The 22046-nt window shown below is 61.7% G+C and carries 16 protein-coding genes and 1 pseudogene; 15 read left to right on the top strand and 2 right to left on the bottom strand.

Features of this window, described 5'->3' with window-relative positions; all coding sequences use genetic code 11:
• Positions 1-45: 45 nt before the first annotated feature.
• Positions 46-4191, bottom strand: coding sequence for a CheR family methyltransferase (locus DYL61_RS04025; RefSeq protein WP_135307300.1), 4146 nt, complete (start codon positions 4189-4191; stop codon positions 46-48).
• A 297-nt stretch (positions 4192-4488) separates the two neighbouring features.
• On the opposite strand from DYL61_RS04025, the gene DYL61_RS04020 reads away from it, so the two are divergent.
• The 14 genes from DYL61_RS04020 to DYL61_RS03955 are packed head-to-tail and all read left to right on the top strand — an operon-like array spanning position 4489 to position 18653.
• Complete coding sequence (locus DYL61_RS04020) at positions 4489-5346, top strand: SDR family oxidoreductase (RefSeq protein ID WP_054068921.1); 858 nt, start codon at positions 4489-4491, stop codon at positions 5344-5346.
• A gap of 17 nt (positions 5347-5363) precedes the next feature.
• Complete coding sequence (locus DYL61_RS04015) at positions 5364-7157, top strand: thiamine pyrophosphate-requiring protein (protein ID WP_135307299.1); 1794 nt, start codon at positions 5364-5366, stop codon at positions 7155-7157.
• Between the two features lie 59 nt (positions 7158-7216).
• A complete protein-coding gene (locus tag DYL61_RS04010) occupies positions 7217-7873 on the top strand; it encodes a cytochrome c3 family protein (RefSeq protein ID WP_135307298.1) in 657 nt (218 codons plus the stop codon).
• Positions 7870-10740: a TAT-variant-translocated molybdopterin oxidoreductase gene (locus DYL61_RS04005; protein WP_135307297.1), complete on the top strand. Its 2871-nt coding sequence runs from the start codon at positions 7870-7872 to the stop codon at positions 10738-10740. The genes DYL61_RS04010 and DYL61_RS04005 overlap by 4 nt, the downstream gene beginning before the upstream one ends.
• Positions 10730-12094, top strand: coding sequence for an NrfD/PsrC family molybdoenzyme membrane anchor subunit (gene nrfD, locus DYL61_RS04000; protein ID WP_135307296.1), 1365 nt, complete (start codon positions 10730-10732; stop codon positions 12092-12094). Before DYL61_RS04005 ends, nrfD begins: the two co-directional genes overlap by 11 nt.
• Positions 12087-12611 (top strand): DUF3341 domain-containing protein, encoded by a 525-nt coding sequence (locus tag DYL61_RS03995; protein WP_167497932.1) that lies wholly within the window; start codon positions 12087-12089, stop codon positions 12609-12611. The genes nrfD and DYL61_RS03995 overlap by 8 nt, the downstream gene beginning before the upstream one ends.
• Positions 12608-13141: a c-type cytochrome gene (locus DYL61_RS03990; protein ID WP_135290143.1), complete on the top strand. Its 534-nt coding sequence runs from the start codon at positions 12608-12610 to the stop codon at positions 13139-13141. The genes DYL61_RS03995 and DYL61_RS03990 overlap by 4 nt, the downstream gene beginning before the upstream one ends.
• Positions 13138-14130 (top strand): hypothetical protein, encoded by a 993-nt coding sequence (locus DYL61_RS03985; RefSeq protein ID WP_135290142.1) that lies wholly within the window; start codon positions 13138-13140, stop codon positions 14128-14130. The genes DYL61_RS03990 and DYL61_RS03985 overlap by 4 nt, the downstream gene beginning before the upstream one ends.
• On the top strand, positions 14120-14470 hold the full coding sequence (locus tag DYL61_RS03980; protein WP_135290141.1) for a hypothetical protein: 351 nt from the start codon (positions 14120-14122) through the stop codon (positions 14468-14470). Before DYL61_RS03985 ends, DYL61_RS03980 begins: the two co-directional genes overlap by 11 nt.
• Complete coding sequence (locus tag DYL61_RS03975) at positions 14460-15260, top strand: SCO family protein (RefSeq protein WP_135290140.1); 801 nt, start codon at positions 14460-14462, stop codon at positions 15258-15260. The genes DYL61_RS03980 and DYL61_RS03975 overlap by 11 nt, the downstream gene beginning before the upstream one ends.
• Positions 15257-16189 carry a cytochrome c oxidase subunit II gene (coxB, locus tag DYL61_RS03970; RefSeq protein ID WP_135307294.1) on the top strand — a complete coding sequence of 311 codons (933 nt, stop codon included), beginning with the start codon at positions 15257-15259 and terminating at the stop codon, positions 16187-16189. The genes DYL61_RS03975 and coxB overlap by 4 nt, the downstream gene beginning before the upstream one ends.
• A complete protein-coding gene (locus DYL61_RS03965; RefSeq protein WP_135307293.1) occupies positions 16186-17784 on the top strand; it encodes a cytochrome c oxidase subunit I in 1599 nt (532 codons plus the stop codon). The genes coxB and DYL61_RS03965 overlap by 4 nt, the downstream gene beginning before the upstream one ends.
• Entirely contained in the window at positions 17771-18397 is a 627-nt protein-coding gene (locus DYL61_RS03960; RefSeq protein WP_135307292.1) for a cytochrome c oxidase subunit 3, read from the top strand. The genes DYL61_RS03965 and DYL61_RS03960 overlap by 14 nt, the downstream gene beginning before the upstream one ends.
• A gap of 1 nt (position 18398) precedes the next feature.
• Positions 18399-18653: a hypothetical protein gene (locus tag DYL61_RS03955; protein ID WP_135307291.1), complete on the top strand. Its 255-nt coding sequence runs from the start codon at positions 18399-18401 to the stop codon at positions 18651-18653.
• On the opposite strand, the gene DYL61_RS03950 is transcribed toward DYL61_RS03955, so the two are convergent.
• Complete coding sequence (locus tag DYL61_RS03950; protein WP_135307290.1) at positions 18625-20937, bottom strand: FdhF/YdeP family oxidoreductase; 2313 nt, start codon at positions 20935-20937, stop codon at positions 18625-18627. The genes DYL61_RS03955 and DYL61_RS03950 overlap by 29 nt on opposite strands.
• 178 nt (positions 20938-21115) lie before the next feature.
• On the opposite strand from DYL61_RS03950, the pseudogene DYL61_RS03945 reads away from it, so the two are divergent.
• Positions 21116-22041 (top strand): annotated as a pseudogene (locus tag DYL61_RS03945) (NADP-dependent oxidoreductase).
• The last annotated feature ends 5 nt before the right edge of the window (positions 22042-22046 follow it).

The following is a 22046-nucleotide window of genomic DNA, read 5'->3' as shown; positions in this document are numbered from 1 at the left end:
TTTAACCCCCAAGGGCCCGTCTTATCTCTACTGAGAAAGTCTCAACTAACGACGTAAGCAACACAATTTTTCGATCAGAACAATCAACGAATCGTGGACGACCGGTTTGCTCAAATGACTGGTGAAGCCCGACTCAGCCGCCCTTTTCTGATCACTGCCGGCCCCATAGCCTGTGAGTGCGATCGCGGGAACCTGACGCAGATGACCTATCGTGCGCAGCTTGCGCATCAGCTCATGGCCATTCATTTTCGGCATGCCAATGTCCGAAATGATCAAGTCGTACTTTGCATCGCGGGCCGTTTCCAGCGCAGTCTGTGGGTCATTGAAGGCGCTAACCTGGGCGCCTTCCATCTCCAGCAGCAAATTCAGCACTTCAAGCACCTCGGCAGAGTCATCCACCAGCAACACCTTGACGCCATGCAGGCGTTCATCCGCGTCCTGTTCAGCGTCAGAAAGTGGCAGATGATCCTGTTGTTCGCACAGCGGCAGCCATATCGAGAAGGTGCAGCCAAAACCCAGCCCCTTGGAATGGACACTGACCGAGCCTTCGTGAGCCTCAACCAGTTGGCGTACTAAGGACAAGCCTATCCCGAGGCCCTCGCGCTGATGCGTCAGATGTTGGTTTTCTGCTTGCCCGAACAGGTCAAAGATCTTCTCCAGACTTTCGTCGACCAAACCGATGCCACTGTCGATCACGTCCAACTGGGCGCGTCCTTCCGAGCGGCTGAGTACCAATTGCACCTGACCACCCTCCGGGGTGAATTTCAGAGCGTTGTTGACCAGGTTCCAGATCACTTGCTCGATGCGCGTCGGGTCGACCTCGACGATCAGGGGTCCATAATCCGAAGGCGTTTGCAGCGTCACCTGACGACGATGCCCGTCGGCGAGCACTACGCTATGGATATCCTGTAGCGTGCGAATCAAGTCAACCGGTTGTTTTTTCAACTTGAGCTTGCCCGTGCGAACCCGGGCGACATCCAGCAGGTCGTCAATGATCCGCGCCTGGCTGGACACGGCCTCGCAGATCGTATTCACGGCTTTGATCGCCGAGCCCGCCGCCTTGGTAGCGGGCAAGCGACGCAGTAACTCCGCGTTCAGTTGGATCAGATTCAGTGGATGTTTGAGTTCGTGAGACATCACCGCGAAAAACTCGTCCTTGAGATGGCTCTTCGTCTGGGTCTCCATCAGGCGCTGGCTCTGCTCATCCTGGGTGCGTTTGTGGCCGGTGAGGTCGCGAGCGATCTTGACGTAGCCCTGCAAGCTGTCGCTCTTGAGGAGCGTGACCTCACCGCTGCAGTAGAACCGACTGCCATCCTTGCGCACATGCCAGCGCTCATCTTCACCGCGACCATGTTCGCGGGCCGCGCGCAGCTCGCTCTCCGGGACACCGGAGGAGCGGTCCTCCGGTGAAAATATCAAGTCGTAATAGGCGCCCAGGACTTCGTCCTTGGTGTAGCCGAAGATCAGTTCTGCTCCCGTGTTCCAATCGGTGATGGCGCCGTGGTCATCAAGGATGATGATTGCAAAGTCATGGGTACTCTCGGCGACCAGGCGCATGCGCTCTTCTCCCAAGCGCAGTTCTTCCTCGGCCTGGCGCCGCTTGGTGATATCGATGAAGGTCAGCACCGTACCATCGATGTGATCCTCGCTGGAGCGGTAGGGCAACAACCGCGCGATGTACCAGCGGTTGTCCTTACCGCTGATTTCCCGCTCGATCATGCTCAGCGATTCAAACACCGTCGCAGCGTCTTCGGTGATTTCCGGGTAATCCAGGCGGTGGGTGATGTCCATCAACGAGCGTCCAGTGTCCACCGGGAGCATGCTGAATATATCGGTGGCGCGGGGCGTGAACCATCGGATGCGCATATTGCGGTCGACGAATACGGTGGCGATGTCGGTGGAGGCGATCAGGTTGGTCAGGTAGTCATTGACCTTGTCCGTCTCTTCTACCTTGGTTTTAAGTTCATAGTTGACGGTCAACAGCTCTTCATTGATCGACTGCAGCTCTTCCTTGCTGGTTTCCAGCTCTTCGGTGGCCGAACGCAATTCTTCGTTGACCGCCTGCATTTCTTCGTTGGAGGCCTTGAGTTCTTCGCTTGAGACTTCCGACTGTTCGATGGTGTCCTGCAAGTGCAGCTTGGTGCGTTGCAGCTCCTGCTCCAGGTTGCCCATGATGGCGTTTTCAGCATGGCTGACGGCAGTGGAATCGGTCTGTTGGGGGTCGAAAGGGCTTTCCTGGAAGATCACCAGCACATAGTCGCTTTCGGTCGCGTCATCGCGGTAGGGGCGGGCGGTAATGTCCACCATGAAGGGGGCCTGCTCGCGCTGAACGCGGATCTTGCGGGAGGTCACAGGCATGTTCGATTGCTGGACCTGAAAGAGTGTGGTGCGGATGTCGAGGCGCAGGTCGGGATGAACCAATGCCAATAGGTTATGCGTTATCTCGCCAGCCACATAACGCAGGAACCGCCCGGCACCTTCGCTCATGTGCAGGATCTGCGCGTGGATGTCGACTATAACGCTTGGCGGTGCGGCTTTCTCCAGAGCCCGCAGATGAATATCCGCGAATGAAACTTTGTTAGGGGCCTTATTTTCGAGCGCAACCGACGGGGCGCTTGGGCGCAAGTAGCCGCCTCGCGGCATGGTCGGGGCGCGGCGAATGCCTGAGGATCCGGCACGCACCCGAAAAATGCGGTTTCGTTTGTCGACCGGCACAAACAGGTCCAGGCAGCCGTCGGCCGACTCCGAGGATCCAAGGAACAGATAGCCACCGGGGCGCAGCGCAAAGTGGAACATCTGCAGGATGTCGCGCTGCACTTCGCGGTCAAGATAGATCAACAGGTTGCGGCACACGATCAGGTCGATCTGGGAGAACGGCGGGTCGGCCAGCAGGCTGTGTTTAGCGAACAAAACCTTCTCGCGGATTTCTTTACGTACCCGATAGTGCTGGTTTTTTTCCTTAGCAAAATACTGGCGCAAGCGCGGCGGCGGTACGTCGGTGATGATCGCCTCGGGGTACACGCCGTTGCGGCCGTGGGTGATTGCGCGCTCGTCAATATCAGTGGCAAATACCTGCATTTTGGCGCCGCTGGCATCCAGCGCCAGTTGCTCGGCCACCAGCATCGCGAGGCTGTAGGCTTCTTCGCCGGTGGAACAGCCGGCCGACCAGATGCGCACCTCTTCACGGTGCGGCACGCTGTCTTCCAGCGATTTCACCAGGTTGGGTATCACGTCACGTTCAAGCGCTTCGAAGGCCTCGCGGTCGCGGAAGAAGTTGGTCACGCCGATCAGCATATCGCCGAGCAGGGCCTTGGTTTCGTCTGGGTGCCCCTGGAGGAAATTGTAATAGGCCGCGAGGTCCGGCTGGGCGGTTACCTGCAGGCGACGCTCAATACGGCGCAACACTGTGGCGCGCTTGTAATGCTTGAAGTCGTGCCCGGTGCTGGCGCGTAGCTGGATCAGGATATCCAGCAACAACTGCTCAGCCACGGCTGCATCGCGTTCGGTTGCAGGTGGGGTGGTTTTAATTTCGGGATCGTCGGCAGTGGGCAGGATGATTGACTGAGCATTGCGCCATAGCTCCAGCAGCTTCTGCGGCATTTCCACAACAGGAAGCACGAGATCGACCATTTGCGTTTCGATGGCAGCCCGCGGCATGCCATCGAACTCAGCATCTTCTGGTGTTTGTACCAGAGTGATCCCACCTTGCTCCTTGATTCGAGAAAGGCCAACCGCCCCGTCCGCTCCGGTCCCTGAAAGGATCACGCAAAACGCCCGTTCTTTATGCGCATCTGCCAAATCGCGAAAAAACAGGTCGATGGCTATGTGCGAGCCGCCCTCGCGGGTTGATGGGGATACCGCTAAATAGCCATCATTCATCTTCAAATGGTGAGCAGGCGAGATGACGTACACCTGATTTTTTTCGATGGGCGTCGTGTCATTGACCTGTGACACCGGTAAGCGGGTCGACTCCTGGATGATCTTATCCGCCACGCTTTGATGATCGGGGGACAGGTGCAGGATCACTACAAATGCCATGCCGCAGTCTTTGGGCATATGCTCAAAAAACGCCTTCACTGCTTGCAGCCCGCCCGCGGACGCGCCGATGCCCACCAGCGGAAAGTCCAAGTTGCTGGGGATCAGATCCTTGCGTTGCGGAACGTTAGGAGACCGCGGGGGGGCAGACTTCATAAATACCAACCTTGGTTAACTGCGCACGCAAAGAGCGTGGAGGAAAAAAATTAAGCGAGGGCGAGGCTTGAACCGAAAGTGAAATATAGCGGAAAACCTGGGTTCAGAAGAATGCCTCGAATCGCTAAACCTATAAACCTTACCTTGCGGTTGAGGCACGCCACCTTCAGAAGGTTTATTCATTCTGACCAATGGCACTGCCGTGCCTGAACGGTCATCTGATTTTTTCGAAATTCATCTGAACTTACCCTCCCGGCCGTCCCTCGCAAAAAGTAATCACAGCCAGGAGGGAGACCCATGAACAGTTATCCAAAACCGCCATTCAAGACCCAACAGCAGCCCGTACCCGGTGAACAGCGCAAGATGGATCCAACGCCCGATTGTGGTGAGCAGACCTACAAAGGCTCGGGCCGCCTCGCCAACAAAATAGCCTTGGTCACTGGGGCCGACAGCGGTATCGGGCGTGCGGTGGCCATCGCTTTTGCACGCGAAGGCGCGGACGTGGCGGTCTCCTATCTGGATGAGCATGAAGACGCCAAGGAAACCGCGCGGTGGGTCGAGGCGGCGGGTCGTCAATGCCTGTTGCTACCCGGTGACCTGGGCAACGCGGATCAGTGCACGGCGATCGTCGCTGACACCGTGGAGAAGTTCGGACGCATCGATGTGCTGGTCAATAACGCGGCGTTCCAGATGACCTACGACAGTCTGGAAGACATCCCCGACGAGGATTGGCTAAAGACCTTTAACGTCAACGTCACCGCGATGTTTCGCATCTGCAAGGCCGCGCTGCCGCACATGGCCGAAGGCAGTTCGATCATCAACACCAGCTCGGTCAATTCCGATGCGCCCAACCCCACGCTGTTGCCCTATGCGGCGAGCAAAGGCGCGATCGCCAACTTCACTGCGGGCCTGGCGCAGATGCTCGGCAAACGCGGTATTCGCGTCAACAGTGTGGCGCCCGGGCCAATCTGGACGCCATTGATCGTATCGACGATGACCCAGGAGTCCGTCAAGAACTTTGGTGGCAATACACCGCTGGGACGCCCCGGCCAGCCAGTCGAAGTCTCGCCCATCTACGTGCTGCTGGCGTCGGATGAGGGCAGTTATATCTCCGGTGAACGCTACGGCGTAACAGGTGGCAAACCCATTCTTTGAATGAAGCGAGGCATTCGATGACGACGACAGTAGGCGACTTTCTGGTTGAGCGGCTCAGCCAATGGGGCGTTACCCGAATCTTTGGTTATCCGGGTGACGGTATCAATGGTGTATTCGGCGCGTTGAGCCGGGCGCAGGGCAAGATCGAATTCATTCAGGCCCGTCATGAGGAAATGGCCGCGTTCATGGCGTCGGCCCACGCCAAATTTACGGGAGAGCTGGGCGTTTGTATTGCGACTTCAGGGCCAGGAGCCTCGCACCTGATCACCGGGCTCTATGACGCGCGAATGGACCATATGCCGGTGCTGGCGATTGTCGGGCAGCAGGCGCGGGCGGCGCTTGGGGGGCATTACCAGCAGGAGCTGGACCTGGTGTCGATGTTCAAGGATGTGGCAGGGGCATTTGTGCAGCAGGCTACGGTGCCATCCCAGGTGCGTCACTTGGTGGACCGGGCCGTACGCACCGCGGTCGGTGAGCGCCGAGTGACGGCGATCATCCTGCCCAACGATTTGCAGGAGGCGACCTACGAACCGCCCGCCAGGGCCCACGGCACAGTGCACTCGGGGGTGGATTATTCAAAGCCGCGAGTGGTGCCGTATGAGGCGGATCTACAGCGCGCCGCAGACGTGCTGAATGCCGGTGAGAAAGTTGCGATTCTCGTCGGCGCAGGGGCGCTGGCGGCCACCGATGAAGTCATCGCCGTCGCCGAAGCGCTTGGCGCCGGGGTGGCCAAGGCGTTACTCGGCAAGGCTGCAGTCCCTGACGATTTGCCCTGGGTTACCGGCAGCATCGGCCTGTTGGGCACCGAGCCCAGCTACAAGCTGATGACCGAATGCGACACCTTGTTGATGATCGGCTCGGGTTTTCCCTACTCCGAGTTCCTGCCCCAGGAAGGCCAGGCCCGTGGCGTGCAGATTGACCTGCAACCGGACATGTTGAGCCTGCGTTATCCCATGGAGGTGAATCTGGTGGGCGATGCCGCCGAGACGCTGGGTGCGCTGTTGCCGTTGCTCACCCACAAGACCCAGCGTAAATGGCGCAAAAAGGTCGAGGGTTGGCGGGCTACCTGGGAGAAAACCCTGGAGAAACGCGCCCTGGCAAAGGCCAAGCCGATCAACCCACAGCGGGTGGTCTACGAGCTGTCACCACGCTTGCCCGACCGCGCCATCATCACCAGCGATTCCGGCTCCTGTGCCAACTGGTATGCCCGCGACTTGAAGATTCGCCGTGGCATGCAATGTTCTCTGTCCGGTGGCTTGGCGTCCATGGGCGCGGCTGTGCCGTATGCCATCGCCGCCAAGTTTGCGCATCCGCAGAACACGGTGATCGCGCTGGTGGGCGACGGCGCGATGCAGATGAACAACATGGCCGAACTGATCACCGTGGCCAAATACTGGCGGCAGTGGCAAAGCCCTAAATGGATCTGCGCGGTGTTCAACAACGAAGACCTGAACCAGGTCACTTGGGAGCAGCGCGTGATGGAAGGCGATCCCAAGTTTGAGGCTTCACAGGCCATTCCTGACGTGCCGTATCACCTGTTTGCGATTTCGCTGGGGCTGAAGGGGATTTTCGTCGAGCGCGAGGAAGATGTGGCTGCGGCCTGGGACCAGGCGTTGGCCTCGGATGTACCGGTGCTGCTCGAGTTCAAGACCGACCCCGACGTGCCGCCACTTCCCCCGCATATCAAACTGGAACAGGCCAAAAAGTTCGCCACCACGTTGCTCAAAGGCGACCCGGATGAAGCCGGGGTGATTGTGCAAACCGCCAAGCAAGTGTTGGCCAGCGTTCTGCCAGGAGGCGCAAAAAAATAACCAAAGCCTGCGCACCCGCGCAGCCAAAGCGGTAAGGACATGGACATGAGAATCCGGCAATGACGCAGATTTTCAGGCGCTCGGCTGATACCTGGCTGCGCGCAGGACTGTTGCTGCTGATCGCCGGCCTCTCGGGAGGTTTGCTTGTGGCGTTGACTCTGGACAGCACCGACTACCGCACCGGCCGTAACTGGGTGGTCGAGCAGCCGTTGCCCTTCAGCCATGCCCACCATGCGGGCGAACTCAAGATCGATTGCCGTTATTGCCACAGCGCGGTGCAGTCCTCAGCGATGGCCAGTCTGCCACCCACTGAAACCTGCATGAGTTGTCATTCCCAGGTGTGGACAAATGCCGATGTGCTGGAGCCGTTGCGCAAAAGCCTGCGTGAACTTGAGCCCCTGCATTGGCAGCGCGTCGCCAAGCTGCCCGACTACGTGTATTTCCATCACGGCGTCCATGTGAACGCCGGCGTCGGCTGCAGTGAATGCCATGGTCAGGTCGACCGCATGCAACTGATGTTCAAGGCGCAGCCGCTGAACATGGGCCAGTGTCTGGCCTGTCACCGTGACCCGGCGCCCCATCTGCGTCCCCTGGAGCAGGTCACCAATATGCAGTGGAAACCTTCCGAGGACCGTCGCCGGTTGGGTGAGCGCCTGATGACAGCGCGGCATATCGATACCCGGGGCCTTACCGACTGCGGGACGTGCCACCGATGAGTAAGCCGCTGGACTTCTCGGTTGTGCGTGAACAACTGGCCGGACTTGAGGGGCAGGCTTATTGGCGCGGGCTTGAGGCGCTTGCCGAGTCCCCTGACGCTCAAGCACTGATAGAGGCGGAATTTGCGGGTATGGCGCCGCTGATGGATCGACGGCGTTTCCTGCAATTGATGGCGGCGTCCATCGCCATGGCGGGGCTGGCCGCCTGTGGCAAGACCCCGGAACAGGCGGTGACGGCGGTCCGTCAGCCGGTCAACCTGACGCCAGGCGTGCCGGCCTGGTACGCCACTGCGATCCCGTTTGGCGGTGTTGCCCAGCCGGTGTTGGGCAAGACCGTTGCAGGCAGACCGATCAAGCTTGAAGGCAACCCGGACCATCCGGTGTCGGGCGGCGCCTGCGATGCTTTTACTCAGGCGGCGATACTGCAACTTTATGATCCGGACCGTTCCCAGGCGCCGCGCTTCAAAGGCCGGGAAATCAGTTGGCCGGATGTGCGCGCGGCGTTGGCCCATGAGCAGCAGGTGTTGGACAGCGCTCGCGGCAAGGGCTTGCACATCGTCTGCGGGGCCAGCAGTTCACCGACCCTCAAGCGCCAGCTCGACCAGTTGCAACAACGCTGGCCTGAGGCGCGCCTGTACCATGGCGAAGCCTTTGCCGAGACGGCCGCCCTGCGAGCCAGCGAACGCGCGTTCGGTCAGCCATTGGCCGCGCAGGTTCACCTGGAGCAGGCCGAGGTGCTGGTGTGCCTGGAATATGACCCGCTGGGCAGCGGTCCGTATCAGACGGTGCTCCAGCGCGGCTGGGCTGAACGTCGCCGCCAGGCAGCGAAAGGTGAGGGCGCCGCGTTGGTATTCGTGGCTGAAAGTGTTCCGAGCCTCACCGGCGCTTCCGCCACCGCCCGCTTGCCCACGGCGCCGTCGCAGTTGCCCGGCCTGCTGCTTGCGCTGAGCCAGGCGCTGGGCCAGGACCTGCCCGGAACGCCGCGCCTGAACTCGGCGCAACGGCGGTGGGTGCAGGACGCTGCCGCTGCGCTCAAGGCCCACCCTGGGCGCGGCCTGATCGGTATCAGCCAGCAGGCATCCGAGGCGTTGCAGGCGCAGGTCATGCAGCTTAACCAGCGCCTGGGGCACGCAGGCCAAACGTTGGACTGGCAGCTACCGAGGTTGTTGGGTTACGAGCCCGATCAATCGTGGGGTTCACTTGAGCAACTGAGTCATGAAACGGTGACTCATTTGCTGATACTCGACTGCAACCCGGTGCTGAATGCCTACCTGCAGGATGTGCTGCCTCAGGCGCCATTTCGCTTGCATGCCGGGCTTTACTACGACGAAAGCGCCGCGCAGTGCCATTGGCACCTGCCGCTCAATCACGCTCTGGACGGTTGGAGCGATGGCCGTGCGGCGGACGGCAGTGCCTGCATCGTCCAGCCGCTGATCGAGCCGATGTATTCGACGCGCACCTTGCATCAGGTCCTCGAATTGCTGATGCACTCAGCCGAGGCCGATGCATTGGCGCTGGTGCGCGCAACCTGGGCGCATATCCCGCAGCAACAATGGCGCGAGGCCTTGGCCAATGGCTGGATTGAACCGGCCCCAGAGCCAGTCAAGGTGGAGGAGGTGACGGCAATTGCTCCCACGTCGGCCGACGTGGGTGAATTAGAGGCCGTAATCCGTCCTGACCCGACCGTGTGGGACGGGCGCTTCGCCAACTCCGGCTGGCTGCAGGAGCTGCCCAAGCCCATCAGCACCCTGACCTGGAGCAACGTGATCGGGCTGTCGCCGCACCTGGCCGAACAGTTGGGCGTGAGCAACGGTGACGGCGTGCAGGTGACGCTGGCCGATCAGACCGTGCGCGGACCGGCCTGGGTTGAACCGGGGCAGGCCGACCAGGTCATTGCCTTATACACCGGCTACGGTCGCAGCCACGCCGGGCGCGTCGGTAATGGCCTGGGTTACGCGGTGAAGCCCACCAGACAACTCTCCGTCAGTGCCTCCCTGCGAAACACCGGCGAGCACTTTCCGTTGGCAATCACCCAGTCACATCACCGGTTGCCTGAAGCGGAGGAACCGCCCGTTCGTGTAGTTTCGCGAGCCAAACCACACCTCGCGACCCAGGCCATTCCCGCGTCGCTCCACAGCCCGGTGGCCGACAGCGGCCCGCAGTGGGGCATGGTCATTGATCTGGACCTGTGCACCGGCTGCAATGCCTGTGTGGTGGCCTGCCAGGCCGAGAACAACATCGCCGTGGTCGGCGCCGAACAGGTCGCCCAGGGGCGCAGCATGCACTGGCTGCGCATCGACCATTATTACCAGGGGCCGTTGGAGGCCCCGCGTTCGCGCTTCCAGCCATTGCCCTGCATGCACTGCGAGCAGGCGCCCTGCGAAACCGGCTGCCCGGTCAACGCCACCGTGCATAGCCGCGATGGCTTGAACCAGATGGTCTACAACCGCTGCATCGGCACACGCACGTGCGCCTCTTACTGCCCGTACAAAGTGCGACGCTTCAATTGGCTGGACTGGAGCGCCGACGCCGCGCCGTCGATTCAGGCCCAGCGTAACCCCGAGGTGACGGTACGCTCCCGCGGCGTGATGGAGAAATGCACGTACTGCATCCAACGCATCAGCAACGCCCGCACGGACGACAAGCAACACGGCGACGATTTCGACCCCTCTGCGGTGGTCACTGCTTGCCAGCAAACCTGCCCCAGCCAGGCCATCCAGTTTGGCGACATCCACAACCCCGTCAGCGCTGTCAGCCTCGCACGCCGCGATCCCCGTCATTACCGCTTGCTGGAAGCCCTCGGCACCCGGCCGCGTACCAGTTACCTGGCGCGCATCGAGGAGGAGGGCGCCGGCGATGAAGGCTGAACCGCTGCTGCACGCCACCGGGCATTTCCTGCCCAGGGATTTGAGCGACCAGCAGGTGTCGCGGCAGGTGTTCGGGCCATTGCAGCAGTTCCCGCGCCGGGTTGCCTGGCGCTGGATGTTCGGTGTCGGCCTGGTGTTGTTGCTGATGTACCTGGGCTCGATCGCTGTGCTGTTGGGCAACGGCGTGGGCATGTGGGGCAATAATCAGCCGGTGCATTGGGGCTTTGGCATCCTCAACTACATCTGGTGGCTGGGGATCGGCCACGCGGGCACCTTTATCTCGGCCTTGCTGTTGCTGATCGAGCGGCCCTGGCGCCATACCCTCAACCGGCTGGCCGAGCTGATGACGCTGATGGCGGTGATATGCGCCGCGCTGTACCCGATCCTGCACCTGGGTCGTCCCTGGCTGTTCTACTGGACCATGCCCTACCCGAATGAAATGGGGCTGTGGCCGCAATTCAAAAGCCCGACGGCCTGGGATATGTTTGCGATCCTGTCGTACCTCACGGTGTCGGTGCTGTTCCTGATGGTGGGCGCCATTCCGGATTTTGCTACCGCCCGTGATCGGGCCAGGACGCCGTTTCGCCAGGTGGTCTATGGCTTGCTGGCGCTCGGCTGGCGCGGGTCGCAACGGCATTGGGCGCTGTGGCGGCGCACCACGCGGGTGCTGGCGATCCTCGCGATACCGCTGGTGTTTGCGGTGTCGAGTGGCTATTCGTTTTTGCTGACCATGGGCACCCAGAGCGGTTGGCATTCCACCCTGTTTCCCGCCTATTTTGTGGCCGGGGCGGTGTTTTCCGGGTTCGCCCTGGTGGCGCTGCTGGCGATTGCCGTGCGCTGGCTGCTGTGCATCCAAAGCCTGATTACCCCACGCCATCTGGACATGCTCGGCCGTCTGTTGCTGGCCACCGGCTGGCTGACTACCTACGGGTATCTGGCCGATCTGTTCATGCCGTTCTATAGCGGCGACGCCCATGAAGTCGAGGTATTGCTTGCGCGCATCAGCGGCGCGCATGCCTGGAGTTTCTGGTTGGCGATCGTCTGCAATGTCGGGGTGCTTCAGGCGCTCTGGTGGCGAAACGTGCGCCAAAGCCCGTCGCGATTGGCACTGGTGGCGCTGGCCGTACTGGTGGGGATGTGGGCCGAGCGTTTAATGCTGCTGATCCCGCCGCAGACGCGTGACTTGCTGGTTTCCAGCTGGGGCGCCTACACGCCGACTCTGTGGGACTGGACGTTGTTTATCGGCAGCTTCGGGGTGTTCCTGGTGCCCTATAGCCTGTTCCTGCGCTATGTGCCGATGGTCTCCGCGTTCGAGGTCAAGCAGGCGCTGCATCAGGAGCGCGGCGATGGCTGAGTGCCTGGGTTTGCTCGCGCGATTTCCGGCGCCACAGCCCTTGGTGGATGCCGCCGCGTGCGCGTGGGGCCTGGGTTATCGGCGGCTGGATGCCTTCGCGCCGTTTGCGCTGGAAGCCTTGGAGCCGGTACTGGCAGTCGACGCCAAGCGCGTAGGGCGCATGGCCTGCCTGGGGGCCGGGCTGGGCGTCGTCCTGGCACTGGTGATGCAGCTCGGTTCGGTGTGGGCGTATCCCTTGAACATCGGCGGGCGCCCCTTGGTGGCATTGCCTTCATTCGCAGTGGTGACGTTTTTGTTCGCCGTAGTGTTTGCAGCAACGGCGGCGGTGTTGACGTTATTGCTGTGCAGTCGCCTGCCGCGCTTGCATCATCCGTTGTTCGGCGTCGAGGGGTTTGAAGCGGCCAGCGACGATGGGTTCTTCTTGTTTATCGATGCGCGCGATCCGTTGTTCGACGCGCACCAGACCCACGCCTGGCTGGCCGAACGCGCGCAGAGCGTGCAGGAAGTGGCGCCATGAATGCCTGGCCATGGGCATTGAGCCTGGTGCTGCTGTGCAGCGGCTGCGATGACATGTCACGCCAGGCCAAGGTGCTTGAACAACGCGCCGGCGCGTTGTTTGGCAATGGCCTCAGCAGTCGCCAGCCTCCCGCCGGCAGTGTGGCGCGCGGGCAACTGCAACGTGAAGCGCTGGCGCGCCAACGGCCGGCCCTGAGTGCGGACTTGCTGGCACGTGGCGAGGCGGGCTATCAAACATTCTGCACGCCGTGCCATGGCCTGGGCGGGCTCGGCGATGGGCTGGTGGTGGGTCGTGGTTTTCCGGCGCCGCCGTCGTTTATCGAACCGCGGTTGCTGAACGCCTCCGATGACCAATTGATGCAGGTGATTGCCGACGGGCGAGGCTTGATGTACGGCTACGCGTCGCGCATTCAGCCCGATGAGCGCTGGGCGATTGTCGCCCACTTGCGTGTGCTGCAGTTGAGCCAGCACGCCGACCTGCAAACGCTGCCGCCGACTGTGCGCCAGGCCTTCGAGGAGTCCGGCCAATGAGCCGGTGGTGGTTGCTGGCTGCCGCCATCGGCCTTGCCGTGCTCGGCGTATGGCAGCCTGCCTGGGTCGGTGCGGGCACCCTGGCGGCAGCGGTCAATGGCAGCAATATCGCGCTGGGTTGCCTGCTGCTTGCGTTGCTGACGCCTCTGGTCAGCGGTCGCTGGCAGCCTTTGCTGGATCCCGGCAGTCGCTTGGGTGCAAGCGCCGTGTTGCTGATCATCCCGATGCTGTTGCCGGTGCTCGTCACGATGCCCTGGGTGTACCCCTGGTTCGATCAGGCGGCCCCGGGCTTTCGTGGCCTGTGGTTATCGCCGTGGTTTTTTGTGCTACGCACTCTGGTGTACGGCGGGCTTGCCTGGGTGGTGCACGGCTGGGTGGGCAAGCGCAGTGCGGCGGGGCTGATCCTGTACGCTCTGGTGGCGAGCCTGGCCGCCGTGGACTGGCTCATGTCGTTGCAGGCGGGGTTTGTCTCCAGCGTGTTCGGCCTGTTGTTGATCGCCCGGCAACTGCTCGACGGCCTGGCCTTTGCCGGGTTGTGTGTCTTGTGCTGGAACGTGGTGCTGCTGCCCGCACGCCAGTGTGTGCTGTTGCGCGGTCTGCTGGTAAGCGCCTTGGCGTTCTGGATCTACGTGCAGTTCATGCAGTACCTGATTATCTGGTCGGTGAACCTGGCACATGAAACAGCCTGGTACCGCGTGCGCGAGACGGGTGCGTGGGGCGCACTGACGGCGCTGGTGATCGCCGGGCAACTGGTGTGCCTGGTGATGCTCGCGTCGCCATGGGGCGGGCGAATGAATGTGTTGACGTGGGGCTGTGGGGCGATCCTGTTGTTGGGGGTTGTCGAGTCGATGTGGATCAGCCTGCCGTCGATTTTTCCCGACGCGACCCTTGGCATGCTCCTCACCGCGGTGCTGTGCCAGGGGGTGTATGCCGCGGGCTTGTTTGCCGTGTGGCGGCGGCAGTGGCAAAGGAGGCGTCATGACCGCTGAATACCAAGCCAACGATTTTGACGGTAAAAAAGCCGCCCGGGTAATGGTGCTGTTGGGTGTGGCCATAGCCCTGAGCCTGGGCGGCGTGGCCTGGTTGTTGAGCGGATACCGTCAACAGGTGCAACAACCGCCGATGAGCACACTGGAACGCCAGCGCCTATTGCCGCCTGAGCCGCGTCTACAAGCTGATCCCCGGCAGGAGGGTGAGCGGCAACTGGCCCGCCAGCGTCTGCACCTGGACAGTTATGGCTGGGTCGACCGTGAGCATCACATCGTGCACCTGCCCTTGGCACAGGCCCGGCAATTGCTGCTGGAGCGAGGATGGCCTGATGAGCATTGAGCGCCTGCTGCTGGTCGTCGCACTGGTGTGCTGTTGGCTGCCGCAAGCGGGCGCCGCGCAGCCATTCGACCCCTTTACCGCCGCCGGAATCGACACGGCACACGTCGGCCGTTCCTTGGCGCTCGACAGTCGCTTCACCGACCAACAGGGCCGCTCCGTGCGTCTGGGCGAGCTGCTCAACGGCCAGCCCACATTGCTGGTGCCGTTGTACTACCGTTGCCCGAACGTCTGCGGGGCGGCGCTCTCGACCCTGTTCAGCCAACTGGCCAACCAGCCTTATCGCCTGGGCCGTGACTTCCAGGTGATCGCCTTCAGTTTCGACCCCCGCGAAGACGTGGGCGCCGCCCGGGAAGAGCTGGCCAAGCTCAGCCAGCATTGGCCAGCGCTGGCTGACGAACCTGGCGTGCACCTGCTGACTGGCGATGCGTCGGCCAGCCAGGCCTTGGCGGACTCGATCGGCTTCGGCTATCGCTTCGACCCGCAACAGCAGCAATACGCCCACAGCTCGGCAGTCGCGGTGGTAACGGGTGACGGGCGCCTGTCGCGCTGGCTCTACGGCCTGGGCTATCAGCCCAGCGACCTGCGCCTGGCATTGACCGAGGCCGGGCAGGGCAAGTTGGGGGCCATCAAGGAACAACTGTTATTGCTGTGCTACCACTACGACCCGCAGAGCGGCACCTACAGCAGCCGGATCATTTTGCTGCTGCAAGTGGCAGGTGTGTCGACGGTGCTGGTGCTCGGCCTGCTGATTTTGCGGGCGGTGCGGCGCGAACGTCGGGAGGCGCGATGAACGAACATTTTCTGCGCCTGTGGCCGGCGCAAGCCTCGGATTACGCGGTATCGGTCGACTGGCTGGTGATCGGCTTCACCGCCATGATGGCGCTGTTCGTGGTGCCGGTGTTCGTCGCGCTGTGGGTGTTTATCTGGCGCTATCGGCGCGGCCGTCCCGCCGACCGCGACCATCGCCCGCAAAGTAATCTGCCTATCGAGCTGGCCTGGATCATCTTGCCGTTCATAGGTTCGCTGGTGGTCTTCCTGTTGTCGGCGCGGCTGTTTTTCATCGCCCGCACGCCGCCGGAGGATGCGCTGGAAGTGCAGGTCACCGCGCGCCAATGGATGTGGAAATTCCAGCACCAGGGCGGCCAGCGGGAGATCAACACCCTGCATGTCCCGGCCCGGCGCCCGGTGAAGTTGACCATGATTTCCGAAGACGTGATCCACAGCCTGTTTTTCCCCAGCCTGCGTATCAAGCAAGACGTATTGCCGGGGCGCTACAGCATGTTGTGGTTCCAGGCCGAACACAGCGGCACCTACGGGGTGTATTGCGCCGAATACTGCGGCACCGACCACGCGGCAATGCTGGCGCGCCTGGTGGTGCTCAACCCCGCCGATTACGAGCACTGGCTGGCAGACAACGGCAGCAGCGCCGACCTTGCCCGTCAGGGCGAGACCCTGTATCGCCAATACGGTTGCGCCAGTTGCCACGACTCAGGCAACGCGCCGCCGCTGGCCGGGGTGTTCAACCGTTCGGTGCAACTGGCCGACGGCAGCCAGGTAAAAGCGGATGAAGCCTACCTGCGCGACAGCATCCTGTTGCCGCAAAAACAGTTGGTAGCCGGCTACCTGCCGATCATGCCGACCTACAGCAATCTGTTGGATGAAGAGGCCGTGCAGCGGCTTGTCGCTTACCTGCGCGAACTTGCGGAGAAACATCAATGAGCCAACCCAGCTATTTGCATGCACAGGGCCTGCGGTCATGGTTGCTGACCCGCGATCACAAACGTATTGCGGTGCTGTACATGCTCACCGTGACCTTCTTTTTCTTTGCCGGGGGGCTGGCGGCGAGCCTGATCCGCATTGAACTGGTCACGCCGGAAGGGGATTTGCTCACCGCCGATGGCTACAACCGCGCGTTTACCCTGCATGGGGTGATCATGGTGTGGTTTTTCCTGATTCCGTCGATTCCGAGCGTGTTCGGTAATTTCCTGGTGCCGATCATGATCGGCGCCAAAGACATGGCCTTTCCGCGCCTGAACCTGTTCAGTTGGTACTTGCTGCTGGGTGGCGGCCTGTTCACCTTGCTGGCGCTGCTGTTCGGCGGGGTGGACACCGGCTGGACCTTCTACACGCCGTTGTCGACGATGTTCAGCAATGGCCATGTGGTGGCGGTGATCTGCGGCATATTCATTGCCGGGTTTTCGTCGATCTTCACCGGCGTCAATATCATCGCCACCGTGCATACCCTGCGCGCGCCGGGCATGACGTGGATGCGCTTGCCGCTGTTCATCTGGTCGATGTACGCCACCTCGATCATTCTGGTGCTGGCCACGCCCGTGCTGGCGATCACTTTGGTGCTGGTGGCCGCCGAACACTTGTTCAACATCGGTGTGTTCGACCCTAAATTGGGCGGCGACCCGCTGCTGTTCCAGCATCTGTTCTGGTTCTACAGCCACCCGGCAGTGTACATCATGATTCTGCCGGCCATGGGCGTGGTGAGCGAGTTGATCACGGCGGCGGGGCACAAGCGCATCTTCGGCTACCGCTTTGTCGCCTGGTCCAGCGTGGCGATTGCGGTGATCGGTTTTCTGGTGTGGGGTCATCACATGTTTGTTGCCGGGCAGTCGATGTATGCCAGCCTGGTGTTCTCATTGCTGAGTTTTCTGGTGGCGATTCCGTCGGCGATCAAGGCCTATAACTGGAGTGCCACGCTGTACAAAAGCGACTTGACCCTGCATGCGCCGTTTCTGTTTGCGTTGACCTTTATCGGGCTGTTCATCGTCGGTGGCGTCACCGGACTGTTCCTTGCGCTACTGGCCGCCGACCTGCATGCCCATGACACCTATTTTGTGGTCGCGCACTTCCACTACATCATGGTCGGCGCCGCCGTGGCCGGGTATTTCGGGGCCTTGCATTTCTGGTGGCCGAAAATGACCGGCCGGCTTTACTCGCAACTGTGGGGCAAGATCACCGCGATCCTGATTTTCTGCGGCTTCAACCTCACGTTTTTCCCGCAGTTTCTCCTGGGTTACCTGGGCATGCCGCGTCGCTATCACAGTTACGATCCGGATTTTCAGTTCCTCAACGTGATGTCGTCGGCCGGCGCATCGATCTTGGCGTTGGCCTACGTGTTGCCGTTTTTCTACCTGCTCGGCTCCCTGCGCTGGGGCGAGCGGGCACCGATCAATCCCTGGGAGGCGGCCGGGCTGGAGTGGCGCGTGGCTTCGCCGCCGCCGCTGCACAACTTCGAAGCGCCGGTGACGGTGGATTTCGAGGCCTACGATTATTCCCCTGGGGCCCGCCGTGATCCGCTCTGACGAGAGGCCCGCCGAACCGTTCGTGGCCTGGGCCCAGCAACGCGAGGCCGCCCGTCTGGGCATGTGGCTGTTCCTGGCCAGCGAAGCGATGATGTTCGGCAGCCTGATCATGGTGGCGTGGTTCTTTCGGCTGCGTCATCCGGACGGGGTGGCGGAGGCCGTGGCGGGCCTGCATTACCTGTTGGCGACGGGCAATACAGTCCTGTTGTTGACCAGCAGCTTGTTGATGACCCTGGCCGCCAGCGAGCCACGCCGGGTGCGCCGGTGTCTGCTGGGTGCGGCCGTATTGGGCGTGTTGTTCCTGGGCTGCAAGGGTGTTGAATACGGCCTGGAGATCCACGAAGGCGTGCTGCCCGGCTTTACCGATCACTCAACCTGGCAGGCGCCGTCGGCGCAGCTGTTCATGAACCTGTACTTCATCGCCACGGCGCTGCACGGGTTGCATGTGTTGATCGCCGTCGGCCTGGCCCTGTGGCTGTACAGCGCGTTGAAGCGCGACCGGTTGACGCCTCATCAGGGCGCGATGCGCCTGGAAATGATCAGCCTGTATTGGCACCTGGTGGACGGGATCTGGATCCTGTTGTTTCCCACTCTCTACCTGGTGGGACGTTGAGATGAGCATGGCGGGCGCGTTGAAAGTCTATGGGGCGCTGCTGCTGTTGCTGGCCGTGCAAATATTGTGCGTTCGCTATCAGCCCGGGTTGGGCGGCGTGATCATGCTCGCCGCCGTCGGCCAGTTCCTGCTGTTGTTGCTGTTCTATTTAGGGCTTTACCGGCACCGCGGCTGGGTACGCCTGTTTGGATGGGTGTACCTGCTGTGGTTGCTGGTAATGGTGGTGTTCATCCTGGGTGAGTCGGCGACGCGCTGAGCCGCACCGGCACCGATTTGGCGGCAGGCACCTTGCTGCGTTCAGCGTGGTGCCAGAGCGGCACCAGCGGGTTGCATTCGGGGTAATACGCGGCGGCGCAGCCTTCGGGAATGTCGTAGGCGATGATTTCGAATGGCCCGACCTGGCGCTTGACCTCCGGTTCGATGGCAGTGGTCAACATCACCTGCGCGCCGGGCGTGAAGCCCAGGCGCACGATGTCGTTGCAGTGCATGAAAATCACCTCGCGCGTGCCGCTGACCCCGCGAAAGCGATCGTCATAACCGTAAATGGTGGTGTTGAACTGATCGTTGCTGCGCAGCGTCATCAGTTGCAGGACATCCCGTGCCGGTTGCGCAAGGTTCACGTCGTCATCTTCGGCCAGGGTCACGGGCTTGACGAACTGCGCCTTGCCGCTCGGGGTCAACCACTTGCGGTGCGCGGCGGCAATCGGGCGATGGAAGCCGCCAGGCTCGGTCATACGGCTTTCCATGTCGTGGAATATCTGCGGGTAGATCTGCCCGATGGCCGTGCGGACCTTGGCGTAGTCGGTGCTCCAGGCCTGCCAATCGATGTTGCAGGGATGGGAGAGGGTTGCCATGGCCAGCCCGGCGACGATGCTGGCTTCGGCGCGCACATGAGGGCCGACCGGCTCGCTGCTGCCACGCCAGCTGTGGATGCAGCCGGTGCTGTCTTCTGTGGTGTAGGTTTGCGCCACGCCATTTTGCCGGTCTATTTCGATGCGACCCAGGCATGGCAGCAGCCACTGGTGACGCGCAGGCAGCAAGTGCGTGCGGTTGAGCTTGGTGGCGACCTGTACGTTCAGGTGCAACCCTTGCCAGGCGGGCTCCATGCGCGAGGTGTCCGGAATTGCCCGCAGAAAGTTGCCGCCCAGGCCGACAAAACCGCGCACCTGGCCGCTGAGAATCCCTTCGCACGCATCCACCGTACACACGCCCATTTTCTCCGGCACCTTGAAGCCGAAGTGCTGTTCGATCAACTCCGTCGGCACTTTTTTCGGGTCTTCGGTAATGCCCACCGTGCGCTGGCCTTGCACATTGGAGTGGCCGCGCACCGGGCAGATCCCGGCGCCGGCCTTGCCGATATTGCCGCGCAGCAGCATCAGGTTGACCAGCATCTGCACGTTGGCCACGCCGTGTCGATGCTGGGTCAGCCCCATGCCGTAGACGAACATCACGCTTTGGCTGTGGGCATACACGGTCGCGGCGGCTTCCAGTGCGCCGCGCGTCAGCCCGCTCTGGTGCTCGAGGTGAGCCCAGGTACAACCACGCACGTAGGTGGTGAAGGTTTCGAAGCCTTCGGTATGGCGGGCGATGAAGTCATGATCGAGTACGGCCGGGCTGCCTTGTTCGGTGGCGAGGTCATCCATTTCCAGCAACGCCTTGGCGATACCGGTGATCGCTGCCGTATCACCGCCGATTGCCACTTGATGGTACTGGGTGCTGATCAAGGTCGAGTCGGGCGTGAGCATTTCCGTGGGGGACTGCGGGTTGACGAAACGCTCCAGGCCGCGTTCGCGCAGGGGGTTGAAGGTGATGATGGGCACATCGCGTCGCCGCACGTCCTGCAGTTGATGCAGCATCCGCGGGCTATTGCTGCCAACGTTCTGGCCAAAGAAAAACAGGCAATCGGTGTGCTCGAAGTCTGCCAGGGTCACGGTGCCCACCGGCACGCCGATGCTTTCCTGCAACCCTACCGAGGTACTCTCGTGGCACATGTTGGAGCTGTCGGGAAGGTTGTTGGTGCCGTAGGCGCGCGCGAACAACTGGTACATGAACGAGGTTTCCAGCGACGCCCGCCCGGAGGCATAGAACACCACGCTGTCGGGGTCCATGGCCTTGAGTTGGGCGCCGATTTCACGGTAGGCCTCTTCCCAGGAGGTTTCCTGGTAATGATCAGTGTCGGGGTCGTAGCGTAGCGGGTGGGTCAGGCGGCCATGCTGCTCCAGCGCATAGTCGGGCCAGGTACGCAGGTCGCTGAGGCTGTGCTCGGCAAAGAACGCCGGGTCTGTCTTGAGGGACGTTAGTTCCCAGGCGGTGGCCTTGGCGCCGTTCTCACAGAACTCCAGCGCATGGGGATGGCCGGGCTTGGCCCAGGCGCAACTGACGCAGGCAAACCCGTCGGGCTTGTTCTGTCTGAACAGCGCGGCGGGCGCCTTGGCCAGCGCTTGTTCGCGCCACAGGATCTGCATTACCGACTTGGCCGAACCCCAACCGCCGCAGGTATTGGTATAAGGCTGGAAATGGCTTTTGGGGTAGATAAGCATCAGGCACTCCCGGGTCTTGGCTGAATACAGTTGGGACGGGCCGGTAGACGCAAAGGTTCGAGTGGATTCGTGGGTGGAAGCTGCCGTTTGTCAGTGTTGCTCGACATCAAGTGAACCCCTGGACATCGACGGTCCTCCACACCCCTGTGTGCTTTGAACAGACAACGAGGTGCGTAACATGAAAGCAATCAGGATTGAGCAGTTTGGCGGCCCCGAGGTCATGCGGTTTTGTGACGTCGAGGTGCCGGAGCCTCTGGCAGGCGAGGTGCTGGTCAAGAATTTTTTCGTGGGCATCAACCCTGTGGACTACAAGATTCGTGAAGGCCAATACCCGGAGGTCAAGCAGGACAAACTCCCGCTGACCCTCGGCCGTGAAGTCGCCGGCCTGGTAGAAAAAGTCGGGCAGGGCGTCAGCGATTTCAAGAAGGGTGATCGGGTGTTTGCGATGATTGGTGCCGACGGTGGCTATGCCGAGTATTCGCGGGTACCGGCGGTGCATCTGGCGCGTATTCCTCATGCGTTGGATTGGCCGGTCGCGGCTGGCGTACCGTTGGCGGGCCATACCGCTTGGCAGGCCCTGGTGGAGCACGGACAGATCGAGCAAGGGCAGAAGGTCCTGATCCATGGCGGGACCGGCGGGGTGGGCCACTTGGCCGTGCAGTTTGCCAAGGTCAAGGGTGCCGAGGTATACGCCACCGCGTCCACGGACAGCCTGCCGTACTTGCGCGAGTTGGGGGCAGACCGCGCGATCGACTACAAGACCGAGCGTTTTGAGGACATTTGCAAGGAGTTTGACCTGGTGATTGATTTGATCGGCGGCGACACCCAGGCCCGTTCCTGGCAAGTGCTGGGGGAGGGGGCCGGCTGGTGTCGACCCTGACGATGCCCGAAGCCAGCCATCCGCAGGCAGCCGGCAAGACCGGCGCACGTTTTACCGCGGCGCCACGTGGCGAGGAGCTGACAGAGATCGCCGGCTTGATCAAGGCCGGCAATGTGCGGGTCTACCTCGCCAAGGTATTCGAGTTGGAGGCTGCGGTGCAGGCGCTGGATTACCTGGCCAATGAGCATGTGCACGGCAAGGTCGTGCTGCATATCAGTGATTGAGGAGG

Origin of the sequence: Pseudomonas nabeulensis (assembly GCF_004682045.1) — a bacterium.
Taxonomy (GTDB): Bacteria; Pseudomonadota; Gammaproteobacteria; order Pseudomonadales; family Pseudomonadaceae; genus Aquipseudomonas; species Aquipseudomonas nabeulensis.
Note: the sequence above shows the minus strand (reverse complement) of the source record. Positions and strands in the feature narration are given on the sequence as shown.